Below are 25,005 nucleotides of genomic sequence, written 5' to 3' on the forward strand. Positions count from 1 at the left end.
CGGCTATGGTATGGGGGGCACATGCCATCCGCCCGCCTTCCTTCCGAATCCATGCCTTGAAGATGCCCCCGTTGACTTCCTTTCCCCTGCGCGCGCCCATCGCCGTGTTTCTGGCGGGGCTCGCGGCCGCGCTGCACATCGGCAAGATCCCACCCGCCATCACCGTGCTGCGGGAGACGCTGGGGGTCTCGCTGGTCGAGGCGGGCTTCCTGCTGTCGGCGGTCCAGCTGGCGGGCATGCTGCTCGGCGTTCTGGTGGGGGCGCTGGCCGATGGTTTTGGCCTGCGGCGCAGCATGCTGTATGGGCTGGGCGTGTTGTGTATCGCCAGCCTGGCGGGCGTGGGGGCCCGCCATCCGGCGGACCTGCTGGCATTGCGGGCGCTGGAGGGGCTGGGTTTCCTGTGGGTTGTGCTGCCGGCGCCCAGCTTGATGCGGCAGTTGGTGCCCGCTGCCAGGCTGCCCGCCTTCATGGGGCTGTGGGGTGCCTACATGCCCGCCGGCGTTGCCCTGGCGCTTCTGGCGGGGCCGGTGGTCATGGGGCTGTGGAGCTGGCAGGCCTGGTGGGGTCTGCTGGGTGTGCTGGCGGGCTGCGCGGGGCTCTGGCTGGCCCTGGCCGTGGGCCCGGATGCGCTGCGCGCCACCGTGGCGCGGCCGCGCACCGACCCGCCGTCTCCCGCGGTGGTCCTTCTGGCGCGGCGGCTGCGGCTCACCCTGGCCAGTCCCGGGCCCTGGGTGGTGGCGGTGGCGTTTGGCATGTACTCCTGCCAGTGGCTGGCCGTCATCGGGTTTCTGCCCTCCATCTACATGCAGGCGGGCGTCAGCGGCGTGGCTGCCGGTGCGCTGACCGCACTGGCCTGCGCGGCCAACGTGGTGGGGAACCTGGGGGCCGGCGGCTTGATGCGGGCGGGTTGGCGCACGCACCGTCTGTTGTCCCTCGGTTTCGGCGGCACGGCATTGGCCACGGTGGTGGCCTTCAGCCCCTTGGCGGGGGATGGCGCGGTTCTTCGGTTCGCTGCCGTGGTGGCGTTTTCAGCGGTGGGCGGGATGATTCCGGCCACCTTGTTTGCCCTGGCGGTCCGGGTGGCGCCCAGCGAGCACACGGTGTCCACCACGATGGGCTGGGTGCAGCAGTGCTCGGCCTGTGGCCAGTTCCTGGGCCCGCCGCTGGTGGCCTGGGTGGCGGGCCTGGCGGGCGGCTGGCATTTCACCTGGGCGGTCACCGGCGTGGCTTCGGTGGTGGGCCTGGGGCTGTCGTGGTGGGTGCGCCGGCAGCACCCGGCCTGAGACCGCAAACACGTCCCGGCGGAGCGGGCAGGGGCCGGGCGCCCCGCCACCTGCCGCCCGCCCGATCACGCTGCCGCAGCGGACCCCGCCTGCACATGCTCGCGCCGCTGCACGATCACGAAGCGGTCGGCCACGAAGGCCAGGTTGGTGTAGCTGGCGTTGGCGGCCGGGTTGCCGCCCGTGGCGTGGTAGTCCGAGAACGACGCCGACTGGTTCACGAACACCCCTTGCGTGAGGTTGATGGACAGGGCCACGCGCGTGCGCCGGCCCAAGGCGATGGCGGCGTCGATGTAGGCGCGGTCGGTGGAGTACACGCCCAGGGTCAGTGCGCCATGCGCGCGCAGCGTGGCCTCGGCCACCTGCAGGCTGGCGGCGCCCGAATCGGTGGCCACCAGGTAGGACACGGGGCCGAAGCATTCCTGGCCGTAGATGGCGCTGTCGGCCTGCTCCAGCGCCACGATCACGGGCGTGTGGATCTGTGCGTTCGCGAACTCGGGGTGGGGCAGGGCGCGCGAGGCCAGCACCAGGCGGCCCTGGCCGCTGGCCCGCTGCATGCGCGCCACGGTCTCGGGCGAGCCCACGGCGCCCAGCACCGAGGTGGCCACGCGCGGGTTCGAGGCCAGCTCGGTCACGGCGGCGGCGAGGTCCGCGCCCACCTGCTCGAAGCTCTTGTGCCCTTCGTCGGTGGCGATGCCGCCGCGCGGCACCAGGAGGTCCTGCGTGGTGGTGCACATCTGGCCGCTGTACAGCGACAGCGTGAACGCCAGGTTGCGCAGCAGGGCCGCGTACTGGTCGGTGGATTCGATGATCACCGTGTTCACGCCGGCCATCTCGGCATACACGCGCGCCTGGCGGGCGTTGTCGATGAGCCAGCGGCCGAACTGGTTGCTGCCCGTGAAGTCGATGCTGGCCACCGCGCTGTGCGTGGCCAGGGCCTGGGTGTCTTCGGCGCGGGGGCTCAGCGCCAGGGTCACGGTGTTCGGGTCCAGCCCCTGCTCGGCCAGCACCTCGCGCAGGATGTTCACCGAGATCGCGGCCGGCAGCACGGCATGGGGATGCGGCTTGACGATGACCGGGTTGCCCGTGGCCAGCGCGGCGAACAGGCCGGGGTAGGTGTTCCAGGTGGGGAAGGTGGCGCAGCCGACCACCAGCGCGACGCCGCGGCCCACGATCTCGTAGTGCTTTTGCATCACCAGCGGCGGGTTCTTGCCCTGGGGCTTGTCCCACAGCGCCTCGCCGGGCACGTCGGCCATGGCCTTCCAGGCGTAGGCGATGGCTTCGAGAGCGCGGTCCTGGGCGTGCGGGCCCCCGGCCTGGAAGGCCATCATCGGGCCCTGGCCTGTGGTCAGCATCACGGCGTGGGCGATCTCATGGCTGCGGCGGTGGATGCGCATGAGCGCCTCCAGCAGCACGCCCACGCGGCCTTGCGCGCCCAGTGCCTGCCACGCGGGTTCGGCCGCCTGGGCCGCTGCCACCAGCGCGTGCACGTCGCAGTCGGGGTAGCGCACATCCAGCGCCACGCCATAGGGCGAGCGTTCTGTCGCCAGCCGGCCCTGTTCACCGGGCTGCTGCAGCGGGAAATCCTTGCCCAGCAGGGCGGCCACGGCCGCCTGGCCGTCGGCCTGGCCGGTCTCGCCATAGACCTTGGGCGAGGGCGATTCGGGGAAGGGCGTCCAGTGGCCGCGCGTGGCCAGGGCGTCCAGGGCGCCATCGAGCAGGGCACGGTGCGTATCGAACAGGGGCATGTATTTGTCTCCGTTAAGGGTTTGCCCTGAGGGGTTTGACTTGTGTCAGGGTTGTGGAAAGTTTATTCTCTACCGAACGGTCGGTCAATAATGTTTGCGGCCGATCAATACAACGTTTCCCCACTTTGGTAGGCAGGAGCATCCATGTCTGAACCCCTTGTTCTTGTGACGCAGTCGGGCGCCGTGCAAACACTGGCGCTCCACCGGCCCGCCGCGCTCAACAGCTTTACCGCCGAGTTGCATGCGCAACTGCTGGACGCCCTGGAGGCCGCTGCGGCCAACGCCGAGGTGCGCTGCGTGGTGCTCACGGGCACGGGCCGGGCCTTCTGCGCGGGGCAGGACTTGGCCGACCCGGCCGTGGCGCCCGACCTCACGCCCGGCGCCGCGCCCAAGGACCTGGGTGAAGTGATCGAGAAACTCTACGGCCCGCTGTGCCTGCGCATCCGCAGCATGCCCATCCCCGTGGTGGCCGCCGTCAACGGTGTGGCCGCGGGCGCGGGTGCCAACCTGGCGCTCTCGTGCGACTTGGTGCTGGCCGCGCGCTCGGCCAGCTTCATCCAGGCCTTCACCAAGATCGGCCTGGTGCCCGACACCGGCGGCACCTGGCTGCTGCCGCGCCTGGTGGGCCGTGCCCAGGCCCTGGGCCTGGCGCTGCTGGGCGACAAGCTGCCAGCGGCCGATGCCGAGCGCCTGGGCCTGATCTGGCGCTGCGTGGACGACGCGGCCCTGCAGGACGAAGCCCAGGCCCTGGCCCAGCGCCTGGCCGCCATGCCTGTGAAGGCCCTGGTGGCCACGCGCAACGCCATGGATGCCGCCGCCCAGATGGACTACGGCCAGGCCCTGGCCCAGGAGGCTGCCATGCAGCGCACGCTGGGTGCCTCGGCCGACTACCGCGAGGGTGTCGAAGCCTTCATCGGCAAGCGCGCCCCCGTCTTCAAAGACCGCTGAACACCTTATGGACTCCATCACCGCATCCATGGACCCCCAGGCCATCGCCGAGCACGTGCGCACCGGCATGCTCGCCAACGACCGCGCCACGCAGGGCCTGGGCATCGCCATCACCGCCATCGCGCCGGGGCAGGCCACGCTTGAGATGACCGTGCGCGCCGACATGCTCAACGGCTTCGACATCTGCCACGGCGGCTTCATCACCACGCTGGCCGATTCGGCGTTCGCCTTCTCCTGCAACGCGCGCAACGACATGACGGTGGCCTCGGGCCTGTCCATCGACTTCCTGGCGCCTGCGCGCGAGGGCGACCGCCTCACCGCCGTGGCCACCGAGGTCTCGCTGGCCGGCCGCACCGGCGTGTACGACGTGAACGTGCACAACCAGCGTGGCGAGGCCATCGCCGTGTTCCGCGGCCGCTCGTACTGCATGAAGGGCAAGCACACCGTGCCGTTCGAAGCTGCTGCCGCCGCCCGCTGACCCCCCTACCCAGAACCCCACAGGAGACATCCATGGCCGTGCGCCACCCCGCCCCAGGCGACCTGGAACCCATCGAAACCGCCAGCCGCGACGAGGTCCAGGCCCTGCAGCTGCAGCGCCTGCGCTGGACGCTGCAGCACGCCTACGACAACGTGCCGCACTACAAGCAGGCCTTCGACGCCAAGGGCGTGCACCCCGGGGACCTGAAGCAGCTGTCCGACCTGTCGAAGTTCCCCTTCACGGTCAAGAAGGACCTGCGCGACAACTACCCCTTCGGCATGTTCGCCGTGCCGCGCGAGAAGGTGGCGCGCATCCACGCCTCCTCGGGCACCACGGGCAAGCCCACGGTGGTGGGCTATACCTTGAAGGACATCGACACCTGGGCCGACCTGGTGGCGCGCTCCATCCGCGCGGCCGGCGGGCGTGCGGGCGACCTGATCCACGTGGCCTACGGCTATGGCCTGTTCACCGGTGGCCTGGGTGCACACTACGGTGCCGAGCGCGCGGGCTGCACGGTGATCCCCATGTCCGGCGGCCAGACCGAAAAGCAGGTGCAGCTGATCCGCGACTTCGGGCCCAGCATCATCATGGTCACGCCCTCGTACATGCAGGTCATCAACGAGGAGTTCGTGCGCCAGGGCATGGACCCGCGCGAGAGTTCGCTCAAGGTCGGCATCTTCGGCGCCGAGCCCTGGACCGAGGCCATGCGCCGCGAGATCGAGACCAAGGCCGGCATCGACGCAGTCGACATCTACGGCCTGTCCGAAGTGATGGGCCCTGGCGTGGCGAGCGAGTGCATCGAGAGCAAGGACGGCCCCGTGGTCTGGGAAGACCACTTCTACCCCGAGATCATCGACCCCGAGACGGGCGAGGTGCTGCCCGACGGCGAAGAGGGCGAGCTCGTCTTCACCTCGCTGAGCAAGGAGGCGCTGCCCATCATCCGCTACCGCACGCGCGACCTCACGCGCCTGTTGCCGCCCACCTCGCGCGCCTTCCGCCGCATGGGCAAGATCGTGGGCCGCTCGGACGACATGCTCATCATCCGCGGCGTCAACGTGTTCCCCACGCAGATCGAAGAGATCGTGCTGCAGAACCAGAAGCTCTCGGGCCAGTACCAGATCCTGGTGGCGCGCGACGGCAACCTCGACCAGGTCACCGTGCGCTGCGAACTGCAGCCCGGCGTGGCCGAGGGCGAGCGCAGCGAGCTCACCGGCTGGGTGCAGCACCGCATCAAGACCCTGGTGGGCATCACCTGCCAGGTCGAGGTGCTGGCCACCGATTCCATCGAACGCACGCTGGTGGGCAAGGCCCGCCGCGTGATCGACCAGCGCGCGCGCTGAAGCCGCGCACCTTTGCACGAAAGGACGAACACCATGTACACCCAGGCCATGGACACCATGGGCAAGGAAGGCGGCGACGCCGGCAACAAGGCCTTGCGCAGCGCCGAAGAGATGCAGCGCCAGGAGGCCTTCGACGCGCGCATCGACGCGGGCGAATTCATCGAGGCCAAGGACTGGATGCCCGACCACTACCGCAAGACCCTGCTGCGCCAGATCAGCCAGCACGCGCACTCGGAGATCGTCGGCATGCTGCCCGAGGGCAACTGGATCACGCGCGCGCCCACGCTCAAGCGCAAGGCCATCCTCCTGGCCAAGGTGCAGGACGAGGGCGGCCACGGCCTGTACCTGTACGCCGCAGCCGAGACCCTGGGCACCTCGCGCGACCAGATGCTGGATGCGCTGCACACCGGGCGTGCCAAGTACAGCTCCATCTTCAACTACCCCACGCTGACCTGGGCCGACATGGGCACCATCGGCTGGCTGGTCGATGGCGCCGCCATCATGAACCAGGTGCCGATCTGCCGCTGCTCGTACGCTCCGTACGCGCGCGCCATGGTGCGCATCTGCCGCGAAGAGAGCTTCCACCAGCGCCAGGGCTACGACGCGCTGCTCACCATGATGCAGCAGGGCACCGATGCCCAGCGCGCCATGGTGCAGGACGCGGTCAACCGCTGGTGGTGGCCGTCGATCATGATGTTCGGCCCGCCCGACGACCAGTCGCCCAACTCCGCGCAATCCATGCGCTGGGGCATCAAGCGCGTCTCCAACGACACGCTGCGCCAGAAGTTCATCGACGCCACGGTGGAGCAGGCCCGCGTGCTGGGCGTGACGCTGCCCGACCCCGACCTGCAATGGAACGAGGAGCGCCAGGCGCACGACTACGGCGCCATCGACTGGAGCGAGTTCTGGCGCGTGATCGGCGGCGACGGCCCCTGCAACGAAGAGCGCCTGGGCGCCCGCGTGAAAGCCTGGGAAGACGGCGCCTGGGTGCGCGAAGCGGCCCTTGCGCACGCGGCCAAGTACGCGCCGGTGAAGGCTGCCGCCTGATATCACCGCAAAGAATTTGAATAAAAAAAGGCCTCTAGCGCTTATCCATAAAGCGCTAATAGCTATCAAAAAAGTAGTGCAACGCATTTAACGAATGTCCGGAAACCCCATGAGCACCAACGCCCCTTCTGACGCCGCGACCTCTGCGACCGCCACCGAATGGCCCCTTTGGGAGGTCTTTGTGCGCAGCAAGGCCGGGCTGGACCACAAGCACTGCGGCAGCCTGCACGCCGCCGACCCGAAGATGGCCATCCAGCTGGCGCGCGACGTCTACACCCGGCGCCAGGAAGGCACCAGCGTCTGGGTCGTGCGCTCCGACCAGATCGTGGCCAGCGACCCCGGCGAGAAGTCCATGTACTTCGACCCGGCGCAGGACAAGGTCTACCGCCACCCCACCTTCTACGTGCTGCCCGAGTCCGTGGACCACATGTGAGCGCCACTGCCATGCAAGCCACCAGCATCCACACCAGCCAGGACCCGGCCGTGCAGTACCTGCTGCGCATCGGCGATACCTGCCTCATCCTCGCCCAGCGCCTGTCCGAATGGTGCGGCCACGGCCCCGTGCTCGAAGAGGACATCGCCCTGTCCAACATGGCGCTGGACCTCGTGGGCCAGGCGCGCGCCGTGCTCACCCGGGCCGGGCAGCTCGAAGGCCGTGGCCACGACGAGGACCAGCTGGCCTTTTTGCGCGACGAGCGCGACTATGTCAACGTGACCCTGGTGGAGCTGCCACGCGGCGACTTCGCCTTCACCGTGGTGCGCAATGCCATGGTGGCCACCCTCTTCAAGCTGCTGTGGGAGCGCCTGGCCACCTCCAGCGACACGGAGCTGGCCGCCATTGCCGGCAAGGCCCTCAAGGAGGCGCGCTACCACCAGCAGCATGCGGCCGACTGGGTCGTGCGCCTGGGCGACGGCACGGCCGAGTCGCGCCGCCGCACCGAGGCGGCCTTGAAGGCCTTGTGGCGCTACACGCCCGAGATTTTCGCGGCCGACGCGGTGGACGAATCCGCCCACGCCACCGGCCTGGGCCCGCGCTGGGCCGACCTGCGGGAGGCCTGGACCGGCGAGATGGCGCAGATCCTGGCCGCGGCCAGCCTGGCCACGCCCAAGGAATCGGCCTTCCTCAGCACCGGCAAGCAGGGCGTGCACAGCGAGCACATGGGCTTCATCCTGACCGAGATGCAGTACCTGCAGCGCAGCTTCCCCGGGGGCGTGTGGTGATGATGGCCGAGGCCATGGCGCCTGCTGAAACTGCCGACGCGCGCATCGCCCGCGCGTGGGCGGTGCTCGACGGCGTGCCCGATCCCGAGGTGCCCGCGGTTTCCGTGTGCGACCTGGGCATCGTGCGCGACGTGCGTTTGGCGGGCGATGGCCTGGAGATCGTGCTCACACCCACCTATTCCGGCTGCCCGGCCACCGAGGCCATTGAGCACGACGTGCTCGCCGCCATCGAGGCCGCCGGCCTGGGCCCGGCCCACGCCACACTGCAGCGCGCCCCGGCCTGGACCACCGAATGGATCACCGAACGTGGCCGCGCCCGCCTGCTGGCCTATGGCATCGCGCCGCCCGGCCCGCTGCCGCTGGGCACCGAGGTGCCGCTGCGCTTCATGCCGCGCGCCAACGCCGCCGCACCGGCCCTGGCCTGCCCGCGCTGCGGCAGCCTGCAGACCGAGCGGCTCTCGGCCTTCGGCTCCACGGCCTGCAAGGCGCTGTACCGCTGCATGGCCTGCCGCGAGCCCTTCGAACATTTCAAGCCGCTGTGACGGCCACCCACCACAAGACACCGACATGAGCGTCATCTTCCATCCCCTGCGCGTGCGCGCCATCGAGCCCGACACGGCCGAGGCCGTCATCGTCTCCTTCGACGTGCCGCCCGAGCTGCGCGAGGTCTTCGGCTTCACCCAGGGCCAGTACCTCACCCTGCGCACCGACATCGGTGGCCAGGATCTGCGCCGCTCGTACTCCATCTGCGCCGGCGTGGACGACGCCGAACTGCGCGTGGGCGTGCGCAAGGTCAACGGCGGCGTGTTCTCCAACTGGATCAATGCGCAGCTCCGGGTGGGCGACACCCTGCAGGTCATGGCGCCGCAGGGCCGCTTCTTCGTGCCCATCCAGGCACAGGCGCAGCGCCACTACCTGGGCATCGCGGGCGGCAGCGGCATCACGCCCATCCTGTCCATCATGAAGACGGTGCTGGCGCGCGAGCCCGGCAGCCGCTTCACGCTGATCTACGGCAACCGCACGCTGCAGTCCACCATGTTCAAGGAGGAGATCGAGGACCTCAAGAACCGCTACCTCACGCGCCTGGTGCTGCACCACGTGTTCTCGGCCGAGCAGACCGACGCGCCGCTGAACATGGGCTTCGTCAACCGCGAGAAGCTGGCCGAGTTCCTCAAGGCGCTGATCCCCGCACAGAAGATCGACGAGGCCTTCATCTGCGGCCCGTTCCAGATGAACGACGAGGCCGAGGCCGCGCTGCTGGCCGGCGGCGTGCCGGCCGAGCGCATCCATGTGGAGCGTTTTGGCGTGGCCCTTCCGGCCGGTGGCCAGGTGGGCGCCGTGGTGCACGAGTCGCTGCCGGGCGACGCCAAGGCCTCCCGTATCGCCATCGTGCGCGACGGCCTCAGGCGTGAATTCCCGTTCTCGGGCGAGCAGGCCAGCATCCTCGACGCCGCCTCGGCCGCCGGGCTGGAGGTGCCGTTCTCGTGCACCTCGGGTGTGTGCGGCACCTGCCGTGCCAAGTGCGTGGAGGGCGAGGTGCGCATGGAGCGCAACTTCGCACTCGACAAGAACGAGGTGGCCGCCGGCTTCGTGCTCACCTGCCAGTGCCGGCCGCTGACCGAGCACGTGGTGCTGTCCTTCGACGAGCGCTGATGCACGCGACCAGGGCATCCACCGCTGCACACGGCACCCTGTGCCGTGCGAAAAGCCGCGCGTGCGTGCCCGCCGGGCGCCGGCATGCGGCAAGATGGCGGCCCTTCACTTCTGCATGCAACAAAGGAAACCCATCCATGGCCCGAGGACGATCCCCCGGCTACGACGACCAGCGCGAGATGATCCTGCGCCATGCCGCCGAACTGTTCGCACGCCGCGGCTATCCCGCCACCTCGATGAACGAGGTGGCCGAGGCCTGCGGCCTGTCCAAGCCCACGCTGTACCACTACTTTCGCGACAAGTACAACCTGCTCGTGCACATCGCCGACGGCCATGTCTCGCGCCTGCAGGCGCTGGTGGAGGAGGTCGAGGCCCAGCAGCTCGCGCCCGAGGCGCGGCTGCGCGAACTGATCCACCGCTTCGTCGAAGAATACGCCGAGGCCCAGCACGCCCACCGCGTGCTGACCGAGGACGTGCGCTTCCTGCAGCCCGAGGACAGCGAGCGCATCCTGGGCAAGGAGCGCGCCGTGGTGGCCGCCTTCGCCACCGCGCTGGGGCAACTGCGCCCCGACACCGATGCCGCCGGCCTGACCAAGGCGCTGACCATGCTGCTGTTCGGCATGATCAACTGGATGTTCACCTGGCTCAAGCCCGACGGCGAACTCGACTACGGGACCATGGCGCCCATCGTGGCCGACCTGTTCTTTGGTGGGTTTCCCGCGGTGCGCATGCCTCCGCCACTGGCCGAAAGGCCCCCCCGTCCATGACAATGCCAGACCACGCACTCCGTGCACTCCCCACCGGCCGCGAAGAGCCGGGTCCAGGCCAGAGCGCCCCGTTGCGCTGACCTCTTTCTTCCTTTCTTCACAACGATCCACAGGAGACAAAAGCATGAAGTTCCGTTTCGCACAACTCGCACTGGTGGCCGCGGCCGCCGCCATGGCCTGCGGCGCCGCCCTCGCCGACATCACCGTCGGTGTCACGGTGTCGGCCACCGGCCCCGCCGCATCTTTGGGCATCCCCGAGAAGAACACCATCGCCCTGATGCCGCGCACCATCGGCGGCCAGAAGGTCAACTACATAGTGCTCGACGACGCGTCGGACACGACCACCGCCGTGGGCAACACGCGCAAGCTGATCAGCGAAAGCAAGGTCGACATCATCCTCGGGTCGAGCACCACGCCCAACTCGCTGGCCATGATCGACGTGGTCGCCGAGGCCCAGACGCCCATGATCTCCATGGCCGCCTCGGCGCGCATCGTCGAGCCCATGGACGCCAAGAAGAAGTGGGTCTTCAAGACCCCGCAGAACGACATCATGATGTCCCTGGCCATCGTGGACCACATGGCCAATGCGGGCGTCAAGAGCGTGGCCTTCATCGGCTTCTCGGACGCATACGGCGAAGGCTGGTACCAGGAGTTCACCAAGGCCGCCGCCATCAAGAAGATCCAGATCGTCGCCAACGAGCGCTATGCGCGCACCGACACCTCGGTGACCGGCCAGACCCTGAAGATGATCTCGGCCAAGCCCGACGCGGTGCTGATCGCCGGCTCCGGCACGCCCGCCGCACTGCCGCAGAAGGCGCTCAAGGAACGCGGTTTCACCGGCAAGGTCTATCAGACCCACGGCGTGGCCAATGCCGACTTCCTGCGCGTGGGAGGCAAGGACGTGGAAGGCACCTTCCTGCCCTCGGGCCCGGTGCTCGTGGCCTCGCAGCTGCCGGCCTCGCACCCCGTGAAGAAGTCCGCCATGGCCTACGTCACGGCCTATGAAGCCGCCAACGGCAAGGACAGCGTCTCCACCTTCGGCGCCCACGGCTGGGATTCGGGCGTGCTGATGGCCGCCGCCGTGCCCGTGGCCCTGAAGAAGGCCAAGCCCGGCACGGTGGAGTTCCGCACCGCCCTGCGCGATGCGCTGGAGCAGATCAAGGAAGTGCCCGGCGCGCACGGCATCTTCAACATGTCCGAGAACGACCACCTGGGCCTGGACCAGCGCGCGCGCGTGATGGTCAAGATCGAGAACGGCACTTGGAAATACCAGCCGTAACAAGCACCCCCTGAGGCGCTGCGCGCCTTCCCCCTCTCTCGTCTCGCTGCGCGAGTCGGGAGGGGGACGCTCCCGGTGCGGCGGGGCGGCCCTTGCACGGGAGCGCTGGCATGGGCCGCGCCGGTTGCATGGGGCGTGTGCGGTGCCGGAGCTTTGAGAAAGACAGGCGCGTGTGCCTGGCGCCGTGGCGTGGGGAGTGGTTCCTGCGGCCTGCGGCGTGTCTGCCTTGTGAAAGAAAGCCGAATATGGATTTGCAGATCGCCCTGCTGTTGGGGCAGGACGGCATTGTCAACGGCGCCATCTATGGACTGATGGCGCTGGCGCTGGTGCTGGTTTTTTCCGTGACCCGGGTGATCTTCATCCCCCAGGGCGAGTTCGTGGCCTTTGGGGCGCTGACCATGGCCATGATGCAGGGCGGGCGTATTCCCGGCACGCTGTGGCTGCTGCTGGGCATGGCGGCGGTGGTGCTGGTGGTGGAGGCCGTGCGCTACCAGCGCGGCAGCCCCGTGAACTGGCCTGCCACCGTGGTCTGGTGCCTGGTGCTGCCGGTCATCGCGGCGGGGCTGATCATCGGCCTGCGCCCCACCTCGCTGGGCATGCAGGCGCTCACCACGCTGATCCTGATCACGCCCATGGGGCCGCTGCTGTACCGCCTGGCCTACCGCCCGCTGGCCGATGCCACGGTGCTGATGCTGCTCATCGTCTCGGTCGCGCTGCACGGCGTGCTCGTGGGCCTGGGCCTCTTGTTCTTCGGGGCAGAGGGGCAGCGCACGCCGCCGTTCTCCGAGGCGCGTTTCGACCTCGGCGGCATCCCCATCTCGGGCCAGTCGCTCGTGGTGCTGGGCGTCACGCTGGCGCTGGTGATGCTGCTGTTCCTGTTCTTCGGCCGCTCCATGGTGGGCAAGGCGCTGCGCGCCACGGCCCTCAACCGCGTGGGGGCGCGCCTCATGGGCATTCCCACCGAACTCTCGGGCGACGTGAGCTTCGCCCTGGCCGCGCTGATCGGTGCGGTCTCGGGCCTCTTGATCGCCCCGCTCACCACCGTGTACTACGACACGGGTTTTCTGATCGGCCTCAAGGGCTTCGTCGCGGCCATCGTGGGCGGCCTGGGCAGCTATCCCATGGCGCTGCTCGGCGCGCTGATCGTGGGCCAGCTGGAGGCCTTTGCATCGTTCTGGGCCAGTGCCTACAAGGAGGTTCTCGTGTTCACGCTGATCGTTCCCGTGCTGTGGTGGCGCTCGCTCAACAGCCGCCATGTGGAGGATGAGGAATGACCGCGCCCGTCAAGACAGATATGGCTGCCGGCACACACGATGCAGGCACATCGCGCGGCATCGCCACGCGCACCCAGCTCACGCTCGCGGCCGTGGCGCTGCTGGCCCTGTGCTGGGGCTTCCTGCCCGATTTCACCGTGGTCATGCTCAGCTACATCGGCCTGTATGCCATCGTCGCGGCGGGCCTGGTCATGCTCACCGGCGTGGGCGGCATGACCTCCTTCGGCCAGGCGGCCTTCGTGGGCGTCGGGGCCTATGCCACGGCCTGGATCTGCACGGCGCCCGCGTCGGTGCAGGCGCTCTCGGGCCTGGTCGGCATGGCCGGCCTGCCCTGGGTGGGGCTGGTGCTCGGCCTGGTGATCACCTTCGCGGTGGCCTGGGGCCTGGGCTCGGTCACGCTCAAGCTGTCGGGCCACTACCTGCCGCTGTGCACCATCGCCTGGGGCCTGTCGCTGTACTACCTGTTCGGCAACATGGAATTCCTGGGAGGGCAGACCGGCATCACCGGCGTGCCGCCGCTCGTCGTGGCGGGCTTCTCGCTGGCCTCGCCGCGCGCCATCGGCGTGCTGATCTGGGCGGTGCTGCTGGTGTCGCTGTGGCTGCTGCACAACCTGCTCGACTCGCGCGAGGGCCGCGCCATCCGCGCGCTCAAGGGCGGCCGGGTGATGGCCGAATCCATGGGCGTGGACACGGCGCGCTACCGCATCAAGCTCTTTGTGCTGGCGGCGCTGCTGGCGGCGATCTCGGGCTGGCTGTATGCGCACCTGCAGCGCTTTGTCAGCCCCACGCCGTTCAACCTCAACATCGGCATCGAGTACCTGTTCATGGCCGTGGTCGGTGGCGCCGGCCACCTCTGGGGCGCGGTGCTGGGCGCCACCCTCATCACCCTGCTCAAGGAAAAGCTGCAGGACGTGCTGCCTTCGCTGCTGGGCACCAGCGGCAATTTCGAGGTCGTCGTCTTCGGACTGCTCATGGTCTTCGTGCTGCAGCGCTTTGCCGACGGCCTGTGGCCCACGCTGCAGCGCCTGGGCGATCGCTGGCTGCGCCGCGAGGCACCGCGTGCCGTGCGCGAGGCAGCCCCGCTCGGCCAGCGCACGCTGCCCGCGGCCGGCACCGTGCTGCTGCAGGCGCGCAACGTGACCAAGCGCTTCGGCGGCCTGGTCGCCAACAACAACGTCTCCATGGACGTGAAGGCCGGCGAGGTGCATGCCCTGATCGGCCCCAACGGCGCGGGCAAGAGCACCTTCTTCAACATGGTCTCGGGCGTGGACGACGCGACCGAGGGCGAGGTGCGCCTGATGGACCAGGCCATGTTGCGCCGCCCCTCGCGCGCCTTTGCCAAGCTGGGCATGGCGCGCACCTTCCAGCACGTGCGCCTCTTGGGCCAGCGCAGCGTGGTCGAGAACGTCGCCCTGGGCGCGCACCAGCGCGCCCACCGCGGCTGGATCGCCTCGATGCTGCGCCTGGACCGCGCCGAGGAAGCCGCCCTGCTGGCCGAGGCCCGCCGCCAGATCGAGCGCTGCGGCCTGGGTGCCCATGCCGACGCTCCCGCCGCCTCGCTGGCCCTGGGGCAGCAGCGCATCGTCGAGATCGCGCGTGCCCTGGCCGGCCAGCCGGCCATCCTGCTGCTCGACGAGCCCGCCGCCGGCCTGCGGCATCTGGAAAAGAAGGCCCTGGCCGACCTGCTGCGCCAACTGCGCGCCGAGGGCCTGGGCATCCTGGTGGTGGAGCACGACATGGAGTTCGTGATGAACCTGGCCGACCGCATCACCGTGCTGGAGTTCGGCACCGTGATCGCCGAGGGCACACCCGTAGAGGTGCAGAGCAACCAGCGCGTGCTCGATGCCTATCTGGGTGGTGCTGACGATGACCTGCCCGCCACCGCTGCTGAAGGAGCCGCCGCATGACCGCCTTGTTGCAACTCCAGGACCTGAGCGTCTCTTATGGCCAGGTGGAGGCCGTCCACCAGGTCCGGCTCGATGTGAACGAGGGTGAGATCGTCACCGTGATCGGCCCCAACGGCGCCGGCAAGACCACGCTGCTGTGCGCGGCCATGGGCCTGCTGCCGGCCACCGGCTCCATCAGCCTGGCCGGCGAGCGCATCGCCCGCCCCAGCGTGGAAGCCATGGTGGCGCGTGGCGTGGCGCTGGTGCCCGAAAAGCGCGAGCTGTTTGGCGAAATGTCGGTGGAGGACAACCTGCTGCTGGGCGGTTTTTCGCGCTGGCGCAAGGGCCAGCGCGACCAGGCGCTGCGCATGGAAGAGGTGTTCGAGATCTTTCCGCGCCTGCGCGAGCGCCGCGTGCAACTGGCCTCCACGCTCTCGGGCGGCGAGCGCCAGATGCTGGCCATCGGCCGTGCGCTGATGGCCCGCCCGCGCCTGTTGATGCTCGACGAGCCCTCGCTGGGTCTGGCGCCGCTGATCGTGCGCGAGGTGCTGCAGGTGGTGTCCTCGCTGCGCCAGCATGGCGTGTCGGTGCTGCTGGTGGAGCAGAACGCCCGCGCCGCCTTGCGCGTGGCCGACCGCGCCTATGTGCTGGAGATGGGCGCCGTGGCGCTCACGGGCGCCGCGCAGGACCTGCTCAACGACCGCCGCATCATCGACACCTACCTGGGCATGGGAGGGGCGGCGCACGCCCGGGCCGAAGCCCATTGAAAGTCCCGAGGACCGCCGCGCAGCGCAGCGACCGTCCTGTTTCGCCCTTTCGCAGGCCTTGGGGCTGCGGAAGGGCTTTTGCGTTGTGAAGATCCATGAATACGACAGGAGACAAAGCATGAAGACAGGCGTTCAGCCAGGGTTGGCACGCAGGGCGTTTTTGCGTTCGGGTGGGGCATTGGCCGCGGGTCTGGCGGGAACGGCCTGGGCCCAGGACAGCGCGGGCGTGACCGACAGCGAGATCGTGATCGGCCAGTCCTGCCAGCTGAGCGGCCCGCTCGCGGCGCTGACCAGCGAGGTGCGCCAGGGCGCGGCCCTGTATTTCGACCATGTGAATGCCTCGGGCGGCGTGCGCGGCCGCAAGATCCGCGTGGTCGCCCTCGACGATGCCTACGACCCCAAGAAGGCGGCCGAGAACACGAAGAAGCTGATCGACGAGGACAACGTGCTCGCGCTGTTCCAGTACGCGGGCACCCCGCCCGCGCTGGCCGCCCTGCCGATCGCCGAGGAGCGCGGCGTGCCCTTCATCGCGCCGTTCACGGGCTCCGACGGCCTGCGCCAGGCCAGCAGCCGCTACGTGTTCAACATCAAGGCAGGCTATGCGACCGAGCTCGACGCCACCGTGAAGCAACTGGCCTCGGTGGGCATCGCGCGCATCGCGGCGGTCTACCTCAACAACCCCTTCGGCACGGGCGGGCTGGCCTCGGTCGAGAAGTCGGTCAAGAACCACAAGGTGGAACTCGTGGCCCAGGCCCCGCTGGAGGTGGATGGCTCGAAGATGGCGGACGCCGTGGCCTCGGTGGCCAAGGCCACGCCCCAGGCCATCATCGTCATCAGCGCGGGCAAGCCCAGCGTGGATTTCGTCGATGCCTACCTGGCGGCCGGGCACCGCTCCACCTTCTACATGCTCTCGGTGATCAGCAACGCCCAGCTGGTCAAGGCGCTGGGCGAGCGCGCGCGGGGCGTGGTGGTGTCGCAGGTCGTGCCCTCGCCGTGGAACCAGAGCATGCCGATCTCGCGCGAGTTCCAGACCCTGGCCAAGGCCAAGGGCATCACCGAGTACACCTTCAGCCAGATGGAGGGATTCATCTCCGCCCGCTTCCTGGTCGAGGCGCTGGCGCGCGCGGGCGCCAAGCCCACGCGCGCCAGCCTGGTGCAGGCCATGGAGTCGATGAAGAGCGTGAACCTGGGCGGCTACCCCGTGGAGCTGTCGGCCACGCAACACAGTTCGGGCAAGTTCGTGGATCTGCTCATGATGGGCCGTGACGGCCGGTTCACCAAATAGGCCGCACAGGCAGCACGCGCTGCTCAGGAGTTGAGCAGCGCACCTCCCTCGGAGGCTTCCAGCAAGCGCGTGAGCAGCGGGTGCATGACCTTGCGCGCGTTGTAGATCAGGTGGAACTGCTCCTGCACGTCGGGCGTCGTGCCCACCTGCACCAGACCATGGGTCTTGAGCAGATGCGCGCCCACGGTCACGGGGGCCGGCATCACACCCATGCCCGTGGCGGCAAAGGTGCTGAGCAGGGCGCTGTCCTCGAACTCGCCCGCAATGCGTGGGCGGATGCGTTCGCGCTCCAGCCAGTGGTCGATGCGCGCACGCATGGCCGCATGGTCCGTGGGCAGCAGCACGGGCACCACGGCCAGGCTCTGCGGAAACTGCTGCGCCGCCGCCTCGGCCCATACCGGCGGGGCGTACCAGGCCACGGCACTCGTGCCCAGCAGCTGGCTGGTGGTCTTGAGGGCCGGGTTGGGCGGCGCGGCGCGGTCGGCCAGCACCGCGTCGAGCTTGTGCAGCGCGAGCTCGCCGAGCAGCGGCTGGAACTCCCCCTCGTGGCACAGCAGGCGCAGGTGGGGCTCGTCGAGCACGGGCGTGAGCAGCCGGTGCATGGCCAGCTTGGCGATGCCGTCCGAGATGCCCAGGTTCAGCCGCAGCGTCTGGCCGCTGGCGGCCTCGCGCACGCGGTGGGTCAGCTGCTCGCCCAGGGCAAAGATGTGGTCGGCCTCGTGCAGCGCGGCCACGCCGGCCTCGGTGAGCACCAGGCTGCGCCCCTCGGTGCGCAGCAGGCTGGTGCCCAGGGCCTGCTCAAGGGAGCGCACCTGCGCGCTGATGGTCTGCACGGCCATGTCCAGCCGCTCGGCGGCACGCGCGATGCCGCCCTCCTTGGCAACCACCCAGAAGTAGTACAGGTGGCGGTAGTTGAAGCTCTGGCTCATGGCATGTTGTCCCAACAGGGCAAAGGGGTATTTGGCAAAGAGTATTTGGTTCGTAAAAACCAGATCAATGGTACCGAAAAGACAGGTTTTAAAGATGCAAAGGCATCCCTACAGTGCGGGCTTGCCTTGAATTTCTCAGGAGTCCCCTCATGCACCACACCGCTGTCCGCACCCCCGCCACCCCGACCCCGGGCCTGCCACCCCTGCCGCGTTCGCGGCGCTGACGCCGCTGCGCGAAGAAGGAGAACAACATCATGGAAACCATTGGAACCTGGTGGATGTGGGCGGGCTTTGCCGTCTTCGTGGTCGTTGCCATCGGCATCGACCTCTTGGTCATGGAGCGCCAGGGCGCGCACAAGGTCACGACCAAGGAGGCCCTGAAGTGGAGCGCCCTGTGGTTCAGCCTGGCCTTCGTGTTCGTGGCCGGCCTGTGGTGGTACCTGGACGGCAGCCAGGGCCGCGAGGTGGCCAACACCGTGTCGATGCAGTTCATCACCGGCTACCTGGTGGAGAAAAGCCTGTCCATCGACAACATCTTCGTGTTCCTGATGCTGTTCAGCTACTTCGCGGTACCGGCCCAGCACCAGAAGCGCGCGCTCATCATCGGCATCATCGGCGCCATCGTGCTGCGCACCCTGCTGATCCTGGCAGGCGCCTGGCTGCTGGCCTCGTTCCACTGGCTGCTCTACGTGTTCGGCGCCTTCCTGGTGTTCACCGGTGCCAAGATGTGGTTCGCCGCCGGCCAGGAGCCCGACATCGCGACCAACCCGGTGCTGCGCTTTTTGCGCAAGCGCATCCGCATCGCCGACGTGTTCGACGGCGAGAAGCTGACCACCACCATCAACGGCGTCAAGCACTACACACCGCTGTTCGTGGTGCTCATCCTGATCGGCACCACGGACATCATCTTCGCGGTGGACAGCATCCCGGCCATCTTCGCGATCACCAGCGACCCGTTCATCGTGCTCACGGCCAACATCTTCGCCATCCTGGGCCTGCGTGCGCTGTACTTCCTGCTGGCGGACCTGGCCGACCGCTTCCACCTGCTGGCCTATGGCCTGGCCCTGGTGCTGGTGTTCATCGGCGGCAAGATGCTGCTCATCGACCTCGTGAAGATTCCGATCGGCTACGCGCTGCTGGTCACGGCATCGCTGATCGCGGGTTCGATCTTCCTGTCGCTGCGCAACTCGGCCCCGGGCGCCCACAAGCCCCTGGCATCGCCATCCAAGGACTGAAGGGAGTAGGAGACCATGCAATTGCTCGATGCCATCATGCTCTGTGTGCTGGTGGGCCTGGTGGGGGCGACGGTGACGGCGTACCGCGCCGGCAATGAGCGGCGGGACGTGCGCCTGCTGGCGGGCCTTGCCGCCCTGTGGGGCGCCGGCACGGCCGCGGCCCTGGCGTGGGGCTGATCAGGGTGGTGATGCAGATGCTGTGCACCCTGCGCCGCTGGCTGCGCGGCCTGGAACCCCGGGCCCGCGTGCACCTGGACCGGGGCTGGCTCGCCCGCTTGCGGCCCTGGCTGGAGCGGCGCGAGCTGTTCCGCTTTCAGCGCCAGCCGCTGGCGCGCGGTGTGGCGGCCGGCATGTTCTGCGGGCTCATTCCCGGCCCGCTGCAGATCCCCGGCACCCTGCTGGTGTGCGCGTGGCTGCGCGGCAACGTGGTGGCGGGCGGCGTGGCCACCTTCTATACCAACCCGTTCACCACCGTGCCGCTGTATGCCCTGGCCTTCTACCTGGGCGCGCTGGTGATGCCCGGCACGCAAACCCTGCCGCCATGGAGCAGCGTGGCGCCGGGCGGCGATTTCTCCGTGCAGGCGATGGCGGCCTGGATCCAGGCCCTGGGCACGCCACTGCTGGTCGGCCTGCCCACGCTGGGATTGCTGCTCGCGGCGCTGGGTTACGCCGTGGTGCAGGTGCTGTGGCTGGCCCCCGCCCTGCAGCGCAAGCGCCGGCTGGCGCGCTGCCGCTCAGCCGCCGCGTAGCGGACGAATCGGCGCTGCTCGCTTTCCGAAGCGCGAATCCCGCAAATCCTGGAGTCCACGGGCTGCGAAACCGGCGCGCTGCTATCGCCAGTGCCACCGCGGGACTGGCTTGGCCAGGCCGCGGATGGCGTCCCCCTGAGGAGGAGGCGGCGCAGCCGCTCAGGGGGCTCAATCCAGCTTGACGCCCACCTTGGTGATCACACGACCCCACTTCTCGCGTTCGGCGCGCGCGAAGCTCCCCATCTGCGCGGCGGTGCCGGGCAAGGGTTCGACACCCAGGGCCTGCAGGCGCGCACGCGTGCGGGTGTCGGCAAGGGCGGTTTGAAGGGCCTTGCTGAACTGGGCCACCGCCTCGGCCGAGGTGCCATGGGGGGCGACCAGCCCCTGCCACGCAAAGCCCTCGAAGCCCTGCAGGCCCTGTTCGGCAATGGTGGCCACGTCGGGCATGGTGCCCACGCGCTGCGGGCTGGCCACGCCGATGGCCTTGACCTTGCCGGCGGCAAGGAACGGGTACACGGTGGCGCTGTCGATCCACATGGCCGGGACCTGGCCGCCGATCACGTCCTGGATGGCCGGTGCCGCACCCCGGTAGGGCACGTGCGTGAGCCTGAGGCCGCTTTGCTCGCGGAACAGCTCGCCCACCAGGTGGTGCGGGCTGCCGGGCCCGGCCGAGGCCCAGTTCACGCCGTCGGGCAGGCCCTTGGCCCAGGCCATGAACTCCTTGAGGTTCCTGGCGGGCACGTTGTTGGACACCACGAGGAACATGGGGAAGCGCACCAGCAGGCCCACGGGCTGGAAGTCCTTCTCGGCGTTGTAGCTCAGCTTGCTGAACAGGAACGGGTTGGCCGCCAGCGTGGCGAAGTCGGCCGAGAAGATCAGGTTGCCGAAGTCCTTGTTGCGCGCGCTGTACTCGGCCGCGATGTTGGTGCCCGCGCCGGGCTTGTTGTTGATGACGATGGGGCGGCCCAGCGTGGCCGACATCGACTCGGCGATGGTGCGCGCGACGATGTCCGAGCCGCCGCCGGCGGCATAGCCCACCACCCATTCCAGCGGCTTGGTGTCCTGGGCATGGGCCTGGGGGAGGGTGGTGGCCAAGGCCAGCCCGGCAAGGGTGGCGAGGAAGTGTTTGCGCAGCATGGTGTCGTCTCCGGGGTGTCGTCAAAAGAATCGGGCAAAGCCGGGGCTTGCACCGTCCGTGCGGTGCCAAGCCCCGGGGGGCGGATGGGGTGCGGGGGCGCGGCTAGGCCGCCAGGGCGTGCGTGGGCACCACGGGCGTGATGGCCTGGGTGGCGCGCCGGTCTGCCAGAGGCATCGCGGCGCCGCGCGCCAGCTGCAGGGCATGCAGCAGCGTGGCCTGGTCGCCGATGTGGTTGGCCAGCAGCAGCACGAGGCGGGCGTTCATGGCGTGGCTCTCGGGCGTGGACAGGCCCTGGTGCGCAGCGATCAGCGCCTCGTAGAAATCGTCGCAGGCCTGCAGGTGGGGCTGGGTGTTGAGCATGATGAAGGTGTTCCTTGTCAGGGGGCCGGCGCCGTGGCGTGGGCCAGGGCGGCACGCACCGCCGCTTCGGTGGGGGTGCGCCAACGTGCGCACACATGCTGGTCGGGGCGCACGAGGTACACGGTGCGTGGCAGGGCATCGAGCCGCTGCGCGGCCAGCGCCTGGTGGTCGATCACGTCGATGCCGATCTGCAGCACCCGCACATGGGCCAGGTCCCGGGCCCAGGGGGGGGCGGGGCCAAACACCAGCAGCGTGAAGTCCGGCCCCAGCTCTCGCAGCAGCCACGTGGGGCGGCCCTGTTTTGTCAGGGGAGCGTCGAGCAGCACCGCACCGGGCACCTGCGTGCCCGCGAAGGTGTCGGCGTCGGGCGTGTTCAGCGGCGACTGGTGCAGCGTGGCCGGCACCGACAGGCGTCCGCTGTTGACGATGCGGCGCGCAAACGCATGCTCGCGCGCCAGGTGCAGCGCGGCATCGCGGAACAGGCGGCTCACCTCGCTCTTGGGCGTGATGAAGTCGGTGGCGCGGGTCGAGTTGCACAGGTTCTCGTCCGCCGCGTATTCGCGCTCGGGTCCGTAGGTGGCCAGCAGGGCAGGGCCCACCCGGCCCTTGAGCACCCAGTCCAGCTTCCAGGCCAGGTTCTCGGCATCCTGCACGCCGCTGTTGGCGCCGCGTGCGCCAAAGGGCGAGACGCCATGCGCGCTGTCGCCCGCGAAGACCACGCGGCCGTGCACGAACTGGTCCATGCGCAGGCAGGCAAAGGTGTAGACACTCGCCCAGTCCAGCTCGAACTGCGCATCCGCGCCCAGCAGCGCCTGCACGCGCGGGATGATGTTCCCGGGCTTCTTTTCTTCTTCCGGGTCGGCGTCCCAGCCCAGCTGGAAGTCGATGCGCCACACGTTGTCCGGCTGGCGGTGCAGCAGCACGCTCTGGCCGGGGTGAAAGGGCGGGTCGAACCAGAACCAGCGCTCGGTCGGGAAGTCCGCATCGCCCGCCAGCTTCACGTCGGCGATCAGGAACCGGTCCTGGAAGATGCGGCCCTTGCTTTCCAGTCCCATCATCTGGCGCAGGGGCGAGCGCGAGCCGTCGCAGGCGGCCACCCATTGCGCGTCCACCTGGTAGGGGCCTTCGGGCGTGTCGATGCTGAGCAGGGCGCCGTCGTTGCGTGCGGCCACGGCGGTCACCTTGTTGTGCCAGCGGATGTCGATGCCGGGCAGCTGCAGCGCGCGCTCCACCAGGTAGGCCTCGGCGTAGTACTGCTGCAGGTTGATGAACGCGGGGCGCTCGTGGCCTTCTTCGGGCAGCAGGTTGAATTCATAGAGCTGCTCGTCCTTGAGGAACACCTTGCCCACGTTCCACGACACGCCCTTGTCCACCATGCGCTGGCCCACGCCCAGGCGGTCCCAGATTTCGAGCGTGCGCTTGGCGAAGCAGATGGCGCGCGAGCCGATGGAGAGCTTGTGGTCGTTGTCCAGCACCACCACGCGCTGGCCGCGCTGGGCCAGGTCGATGGCGAGCGACAGGCCCACGGGGCCCGCGCCCACGACCACGATGGGGTGCGGCGCGGGCGCGGCGCTGTCCTGGTCGGGCGAGCGCACGTAGCCGAAATCGATGGCCTGCACGTCCGGGCCGCTCGCGTGGAACGCCTCGGCAGGAATGTCTCTGGGGTTCATCTTTTGTCTCCTCCAGCCTCAGTGGCTCAGCCTTCCAGAGATTTCCACATCTGAATGTCGCGCTCGGCCGTCCAGATGCGCGGGTCGGGGTACTGCGTGGCCTCGTCGTAGGCGCGGGTCACGTCGAACGGCATGCAGTGGTTGAAGATCACCCAGTGGCCGTACTTGGGTTGCAGCTTCGCGAAGGTGGCCTCGTACACCTTGCGCAGGTCCTCGCCTTGGGCGGCGCTGGCCTTGACGCTTTCGTACAGGTCGCTGATGAAGGCGCGCGTGCCCGCCAGACCCGCCTGCACCTGCTCGGGCGTCTGGAGCGCGGCGCCCCGGCCGGGCACCAGCTTCTCGGGTTTCAGGGCGGCCAGGTTGTCCAGGGTCTGCGGCCAGTCCTGGAAGTACGCATCGCCCGCATACGGCGTGGCGTCGAACTCCACCAGGTCTCCGGAAAAGAGGATTTTTTCCTGCGGCAGCCAGGCCACCGTGTCGCCCTTGGTGTGGCCCCGGCCCAGTTGCAGGATCTGCACTTCCACGCTGCCCAGCCACAAGGTCATCTTCTTGTTGAAGGTCATGGTCGGCCAGGTCAGGCCCTCGGGCACGCTCTCCACGTTCTGGAACAGGCGCGGAAAGCGGCCGATCTCGCTGTCCTTGTCGAACTGGCCGCGCTCCACGATCAGGTCGCGCGTGTCTTCGCTGGCGATGATGTGCTCGGCGCCGTAGGCGCTGGCACCCAGCACGCGCACGGCGTGGTAGTGGGAGAGCAGCACGTACTTGATGGGCTTGTCGGTGACTTCGCGGATGCGGCGGATCACGTCCTGCGCCATCACCGGCGTGGCCTGCGTGTCGATGACCATCACGGCGTCGTCGCCAATGATGATGCCGGTGTTGGGGTCGCCCTCGGCGGTGTAGGCATATGCGTGGTCGGAGAGCTTGTCGAAGCTCACCTTCTTCACTTCGAGGTCGGCGGCGGAGGCAAAGGTTTTGACGGTGCTCATGGTGGAGATTTGTTAATGATGAATGCGTTTATCTAAACGGAATGTGTTGATGTTAGGCAAGAAATTCGTTCATGTCTAATGCATTTGTTTAGGTGAAAACCCGAAGAGGCGTGCCTTGCCGCCAGGCGTGGACAATCGGGCCCATGCCCATCACGACCCCCGACCTGCCCCTTGCCGATGACGAAGACACGCCCCGCAGCCCGCGCGGCATCCAGAGCGTGGAGGTGGGTGGGCAGTTGCTGAAGGTGCTGGCGCGCACCGGCCGGCGCATGGCGCTCAAGGACCTGGCCCGCGCGGCGGACATGACGGCCGCCAAGGCCCACCCCTACCTGGTGAGCTTTGGCAAGCTGGGCCTGATCGAGCAGGACGCCGTGAGCGGCCACTACGGCCTGGGCCCCTTGGCCATGCAGCTGGGCCTGATCAGCCTGCAGCAGGTGGACCCGGTGCGCCTGGCGATCGCCGAGCTGCCCGCGCTGGCCCAGCGCATCGGCTACACCGTGTCGGCCTCGGTGTGGGGCGACAGCGGCCCGACCATCATCCGTGTCGAGGAAGGCCCCACGGCCGTGTACGTGGCCATGCGCCACGGCACCACGGCCTCGGTGCGCCACACGGCCACGGGCAAGGTGTTCGCGGCCTTCGGGCCGCGCGAACGCGTCGCCGCAGCCTTGGCGGCCGAAGGGTTCGCGGGCGCGCTGGATGAACCCGCGTTCGCGGCCGAACTGGAGGCGGTGCGCACGCACCAGATCAGCGAGGTGACTGACCAGCTCCTGCCCGGCATCAGCGCGCTGGCCACGCCGGTGTTTGACGGGTTCGGGCAGCTGGTGCTGTGCCTGGCGGTGATCGGGCCCAGCGCCACGCTGCGGACGGGTCCCGCCAGCCCGGCGGCGCGGCATCTGCGCGAGGCCGCGCGGAGCCTGTCACAACGGCTGGGGGCGCCGGTGAGCTCCGCCTAGTGCGCCAGGGCG

Annotated in this window: 25 protein-coding genes; 19 read left to right on the forward strand and 6 right to left on the reverse strand. The window is 68.9% G+C overall.

Going from position 1 to position 25,005, the window contains the following annotated elements:
- Positions 1-62 precede the first annotated feature (62 nt).
- Positions 63-1,283: an MFS transporter gene (locus AC07OD_RS17615; protein ID WP_218341320.1), complete on the forward strand. Its 1,221-nt coding sequence runs from the start codon at positions 63-65 to the stop codon at positions 1,281-1,283.
- Positions 1,284-1,348: 65 nt separating this feature from the next.
- Here the strand turns inward: AC07OD_RS17615 and paaN are convergent, their stop codons facing one another.
- Positions 1,349-3,028 carry a phenylacetic acid degradation protein PaaN gene (gene paaN / locus AC07OD_RS17620; RefSeq protein WP_494597641.1) on the reverse strand — a complete coding sequence of 560 codons (1,680 nt, stop codon included), beginning with the start codon at positions 3,026-3,028 and terminating at the stop codon, positions 1,349-1,351.
- 144 nt (positions 3,029-3,172) lie between these two features.
- Here paaN and AC07OD_RS17625 point away from each other — a divergent pair, with 144 nt between their 5' ends.
- The 14 genes from AC07OD_RS17625 to AC07OD_RS17690 all read left to right on the forward strand — a co-directional run bounded on the left by AC07OD_RS17625 (position 3,173) and on the right by AC07OD_RS17690 (position 16,973).
- Positions 3,173-3,976 carry an enoyl-CoA hydratase-related protein gene (locus tag AC07OD_RS17625; RefSeq protein ID WP_494597642.1) on the forward strand — a complete coding sequence of 268 codons (804 nt, stop codon included), beginning with the start codon at positions 3,173-3,175 and terminating at the stop codon, positions 3,974-3,976.
- Positions 3,977-3,983: 7 nt separating this feature from the next.
- The gene (gene paaI, locus AC07OD_RS17630) at positions 3,984-4,454 is read left to right on the forward strand and encodes a hydroxyphenylacetyl-CoA thioesterase PaaI (protein ID WP_494597643.1); all 471 of its coding nucleotides are present in this window, start codon (positions 3,984-3,986) and stop codon (positions 4,452-4,454) included.
- Positions 4,455-4,486: 32 nt separating this feature from the next.
- The gene (gene paaK, locus AC07OD_RS17635) at positions 4,487-5,794 is read left to right on the forward strand and encodes a phenylacetate--CoA ligase PaaK (protein WP_494597644.1); all 1,308 of its coding nucleotides are present in this window, start codon (positions 4,487-4,489) and stop codon (positions 5,792-5,794) included.
- A gap of 33 nt (positions 5,795-5,827) precedes the next feature.
- The gene (gene paaA, locus AC07OD_RS17640) at positions 5,828-6,841 is read left to right on the forward strand and encodes a 1,2-phenylacetyl-CoA epoxidase subunit PaaA (RefSeq protein ID WP_494597645.1); all 1,014 of its coding nucleotides are present in this window, start codon (positions 5,828-5,830) and stop codon (positions 6,839-6,841) included.
- Between the two features lie 109 nt (positions 6,842-6,950).
- Positions 6,951-7,274: a 1,2-phenylacetyl-CoA epoxidase subunit PaaB gene (gene paaB / locus AC07OD_RS17645; protein ID WP_218296905.1), complete on the forward strand. Its 324-nt coding sequence runs from the start codon at positions 6,951-6,953 to the stop codon at positions 7,272-7,274.
- 11 nt (positions 7,275-7,285) lie between these two features.
- Positions 7,286-8,062, forward strand: a complete 777-nt coding sequence (gene paaC, locus AC07OD_RS17650; protein WP_494597646.1) for a 1,2-phenylacetyl-CoA epoxidase subunit PaaC — start codon at positions 7,286-7,288, stop codon at positions 8,060-8,062.
- 14 nt (positions 8,063-8,076) lie between these two features.
- Entirely contained in the window at positions 8,077-8,604 is a 528-nt protein-coding gene (gene paaD, locus AC07OD_RS17655; protein WP_494597647.1) for a 1,2-phenylacetyl-CoA epoxidase subunit PaaD, read from the forward strand.
- A gap of 25 nt (positions 8,605-8,629) precedes the next feature.
- Positions 8,630-9,715: a 1,2-phenylacetyl-CoA epoxidase subunit PaaE gene (gene paaE, locus AC07OD_RS17660; protein WP_494597648.1), complete on the forward strand. Its 1,086-nt coding sequence runs from the start codon at positions 8,630-8,632 to the stop codon at positions 9,713-9,715.
- Between the two features lie 137 nt (positions 9,716-9,852).
- On the forward strand, positions 9,853-10,482 hold the full coding sequence (locus AC07OD_RS17665) for a TetR/AcrR family transcriptional regulator (protein ID WP_494597649.1): 630 nt from the start codon (positions 9,853-9,855) through the stop codon (positions 10,480-10,482).
- A 124-nt stretch (positions 10,483-10,606) separates the two neighbouring features.
- Entirely contained in the window at positions 10,607-11,761 is a 1,155-nt protein-coding gene (locus AC07OD_RS17670) for an ABC transporter substrate-binding protein (RefSeq protein ID WP_494597650.1), read from the forward strand.
- Positions 11,762-12,006: 245 nt separating this feature from the next.
- Complete coding sequence (locus tag AC07OD_RS17675; RefSeq protein ID WP_494597651.1) at positions 12,007-13,035, forward strand: branched-chain amino acid ABC transporter permease; 1,029 nt, start codon at positions 12,007-12,009, stop codon at positions 13,033-13,035.
- Positions 13,032-14,942 carry a branched-chain amino acid ABC transporter ATP-binding protein/permease gene (locus AC07OD_RS17680; RefSeq protein WP_494597652.1) on the forward strand — a complete coding sequence of 637 codons (1,911 nt, stop codon included), beginning with the start codon at positions 13,032-13,034 and terminating at the stop codon, positions 14,940-14,942. The genes AC07OD_RS17675 and AC07OD_RS17680 overlap by 4 nt, the downstream gene beginning before the upstream one ends.
- The gene (locus AC07OD_RS17685) at positions 14,939-15,688 is read left to right on the forward strand and encodes an ABC transporter ATP-binding protein (protein WP_492808002.1); all 750 of its coding nucleotides are present in this window, start codon (positions 14,939-14,941) and stop codon (positions 15,686-15,688) included. The genes AC07OD_RS17680 and AC07OD_RS17685 overlap by 4 nt, the downstream gene beginning before the upstream one ends.
- Positions 15,689-15,806: 118 nt before the next feature.
- Positions 15,807-16,973: an ABC transporter substrate-binding protein gene (locus AC07OD_RS17690; RefSeq protein ID WP_494597653.1), complete on the forward strand. Its 1,167-nt coding sequence runs from the start codon at positions 15,807-15,809 to the stop codon at positions 16,971-16,973.
- Between the two features lie 23 nt (positions 16,974-16,996).
- Here the strand turns inward: AC07OD_RS17690 and AC07OD_RS17695 are convergent, their stop codons facing one another.
- Complete coding sequence (locus tag AC07OD_RS17695; protein WP_494597654.1) at positions 16,997-17,902, reverse strand: LysR substrate-binding domain-containing protein; 906 nt, start codon at positions 17,900-17,902, stop codon at positions 16,997-16,999.
- 254 nt (positions 17,903-18,156) lie between these two features.
- Between AC07OD_RS17695 and AC07OD_RS17700 the strand changes: the two genes are divergently transcribed.
- From AC07OD_RS17700 to AC07OD_RS17710, 3 genes are read left to right on the forward strand one after another with little or no spacing between them, the layout of a single operon-like run.
- Positions 18,157-19,137, forward strand: coding sequence for a TerC family protein (locus AC07OD_RS17700; protein ID WP_494597655.1), 981 nt, complete (start codon positions 18,157-18,159; stop codon positions 19,135-19,137).
- 15 nt (positions 19,138-19,152) lie between these two features.
- Positions 19,153-19,314 (forward strand): hypothetical protein, encoded by a 162-nt coding sequence (locus AC07OD_RS17705; protein ID WP_492808008.1) that lies wholly within the window; start codon positions 19,153-19,155, stop codon positions 19,312-19,314.
- Between the two features lie 11 nt (positions 19,315-19,325).
- Positions 19,326-19,886 carry a DUF2062 domain-containing protein gene (locus tag AC07OD_RS17710; protein WP_492808009.1) on the forward strand — a complete coding sequence of 187 codons (561 nt, stop codon included), beginning with the start codon at positions 19,326-19,328 and terminating at the stop codon, positions 19,884-19,886.
- Positions 19,887-20,054: 168 nt separating this feature from the next.
- Here AC07OD_RS17710 and AC07OD_RS17715 read toward each other — a convergent pair whose 3' ends face one another.
- The 4 genes from AC07OD_RS17715 to AC07OD_RS17730 all read right to left on the reverse strand — a co-directional run bounded on the left by AC07OD_RS17715 (position 20,055) and on the right by AC07OD_RS17730 (position 24,040).
- Positions 20,055-21,023, reverse strand: coding sequence for a Bug family tripartite tricarboxylate transporter substrate binding protein (locus AC07OD_RS17715; protein ID WP_218296917.1), 969 nt, complete (start codon positions 21,021-21,023; stop codon positions 20,055-20,057).
- A gap of 103 nt (positions 21,024-21,126) precedes the next feature.
- Complete coding sequence (locus tag AC07OD_RS17720; protein WP_218297010.1) at positions 21,127-21,387, reverse strand: DUF2783 domain-containing protein; 261 nt, start codon at positions 21,385-21,387, stop codon at positions 21,127-21,129.
- A gap of 14 nt (positions 21,388-21,401) precedes the next feature.
- Positions 21,402-23,054 (reverse strand): FAD-dependent oxidoreductase, encoded by a 1,653-nt coding sequence (locus AC07OD_RS17725; protein ID WP_494597656.1) that lies wholly within the window; start codon positions 23,052-23,054, stop codon positions 21,402-21,404.
- A gap of 26 nt (positions 23,055-23,080) precedes the next feature.
- Positions 23,081-24,040, reverse strand: coding sequence for an MBL fold metallo-hydrolase (locus tag AC07OD_RS17730; protein ID WP_218296919.1), 960 nt, complete (start codon positions 24,038-24,040; stop codon positions 23,081-23,083).
- Positions 24,041-24,183: 143 nt separating this feature from the next.
- On the opposite strand from AC07OD_RS17730, the gene AC07OD_RS17735 reads away from it, so the two are divergent.
- The gene (locus tag AC07OD_RS17735) at positions 24,184-24,993 is read left to right on the forward strand and encodes an IclR family transcriptional regulator (protein WP_492254020.1); all 810 of its coding nucleotides are present in this window, start codon (positions 24,184-24,186) and stop codon (positions 24,991-24,993) included.
- Positions 24,994-25,005: the final 12 nt, after the last annotated feature.

The organism is Acidovorax sp. GW821-FHT10E03, from assembly GCF_059415205.1.

What these genes read in the sequence shown, in the direction of transcription:
- AC07OD_RS17715 (WP_218296917.1), bottom strand. Translation starts at nt 21,023, where the DNA reads ATGCTGCGCAAACACTTCCTCGCCACCCTTGCCGGGCTGGCCTTGGCC.
- paaB (WP_218296905.1), top strand. Translation starts at nt 6,951, where the DNA reads ATGAGCACCAACGCCCCTTCTGACGCCGCGACCTCTGCGACCGCCACC.
- AC07OD_RS17700 (WP_494597655.1), top strand. Translation starts at nt 18,157, where the DNA reads ATGGAAACCATTGGAACCTGGTGGATGTGGGCGGGCTTTGCCGTCTTC.
- AC07OD_RS17730 (WP_218296919.1), bottom strand. Translation starts at nt 24,040, where the DNA reads ATGAGCACCGTCAAAACCTTTGCCTCCGCCGCCGACCTCGAAGTGAAG.
- AC07OD_RS17670 (WP_494597650.1), top strand. Translation starts at nt 10,607, where the DNA reads ATGAAGTTCCGTTTCGCACAACTCGCACTGGTGGCCGCGGCCGCCGCC.
- paaK (WP_494597644.1), top strand. Translation starts at nt 4,487, where the DNA reads ATGGCCGTGCGCCACCCCGCCCCAGGCGACCTGGAACCCATCGAAACC.
- AC07OD_RS17615 (WP_218341320.1), top strand. Translation starts at nt 63, where the DNA reads ATGCCCCCGTTGACTTCCTTTCCCCTGCGCGCGCCCATCGCCGTGTTT.
- AC07OD_RS17710 (WP_492808009.1), top strand. Translation starts at nt 19,326, where the DNA reads ATGCAGATGCTGTGCACCCTGCGCCGCTGGCTGCGCGGCCTGGAACCC.
- paaI (WP_494597643.1), top strand. Translation starts at nt 3,984, where the DNA reads ATGGACTCCATCACCGCATCCATGGACCCCCAGGCCATCGCCGAGCAC.
- AC07OD_RS17625 (WP_494597642.1), top strand. Translation starts at nt 3,173, where the DNA reads ATGTCTGAACCCCTTGTTCTTGTGACGCAGTCGGGCGCCGTGCAAACA.
- AC07OD_RS17675 (WP_494597651.1), top strand. Translation starts at nt 12,007, where the DNA reads ATGGATTTGCAGATCGCCCTGCTGTTGGGGCAGGACGGCATTGTCAAC.
- paaA (WP_494597645.1), top strand. Translation starts at nt 5,828, where the DNA reads ATGTACACCCAGGCCATGGACACCATGGGCAAGGAAGGCGGCGACGCC.
- AC07OD_RS17695 (WP_494597654.1), bottom strand. Translation starts at nt 17,902, where the DNA reads ATGAGCCAGAGCTTCAACTACCGCCACCTGTACTACTTCTGGGTGGTT.
- paaC (WP_494597646.1), top strand. Translation starts at nt 7,286, where the DNA reads ATGCAAGCCACCAGCATCCACACCAGCCAGGACCCGGCCGTGCAGTAC.
- AC07OD_RS17665 (WP_494597649.1), top strand. Translation starts at nt 9,853, where the DNA reads ATGGCCCGAGGACGATCCCCCGGCTACGACGACCAGCGCGAGATGATC.
- paaD (WP_494597647.1), top strand. Translation starts at nt 8,077, where the DNA reads ATGGCGCCTGCTGAAACTGCCGACGCGCGCATCGCCCGCGCGTGGGCG.
- AC07OD_RS17725 (WP_494597656.1), bottom strand. Translation starts at nt 23,054, where the DNA reads ATGAACCCCAGAGACATTCCTGCCGAGGCGTTCCACGCGAGCGGCCCG.
- AC07OD_RS17680 (WP_494597652.1), top strand. Translation starts at nt 13,032, where the DNA reads ATGACCGCGCCCGTCAAGACAGATATGGCTGCCGGCACACACGATGCA.
- paaN (WP_494597641.1), bottom strand. Translation starts at nt 3,028, where the DNA reads ATGCCCCTGTTCGATACGCACCGTGCCCTGCTCGATGGCGCCCTGGAC.
- AC07OD_RS17690 (WP_494597653.1), top strand. Translation starts at nt 15,807, where the DNA reads ATGAAGACAGGCGTTCAGCCAGGGTTGGCACGCAGGGCGTTTTTGCGT.
- AC07OD_RS17685 (WP_492808002.1), top strand. Translation starts at nt 14,939, where the DNA reads ATGACCGCCTTGTTGCAACTCCAGGACCTGAGCGTCTCTTATGGCCAG.
- paaE (WP_494597648.1), top strand. Translation starts at nt 8,630, where the DNA reads ATGAGCGTCATCTTCCATCCCCTGCGCGTGCGCGCCATCGAGCCCGAC.
- AC07OD_RS17705 (WP_492808008.1), top strand. Translation starts at nt 19,153, where the DNA reads ATGCAATTGCTCGATGCCATCATGCTCTGTGTGCTGGTGGGCCTGGTG.
- AC07OD_RS17735 (WP_492254020.1), top strand. Translation starts at nt 24,184, where the DNA reads ATGCCCATCACGACCCCCGACCTGCCCCTTGCCGATGACGAAGACACG.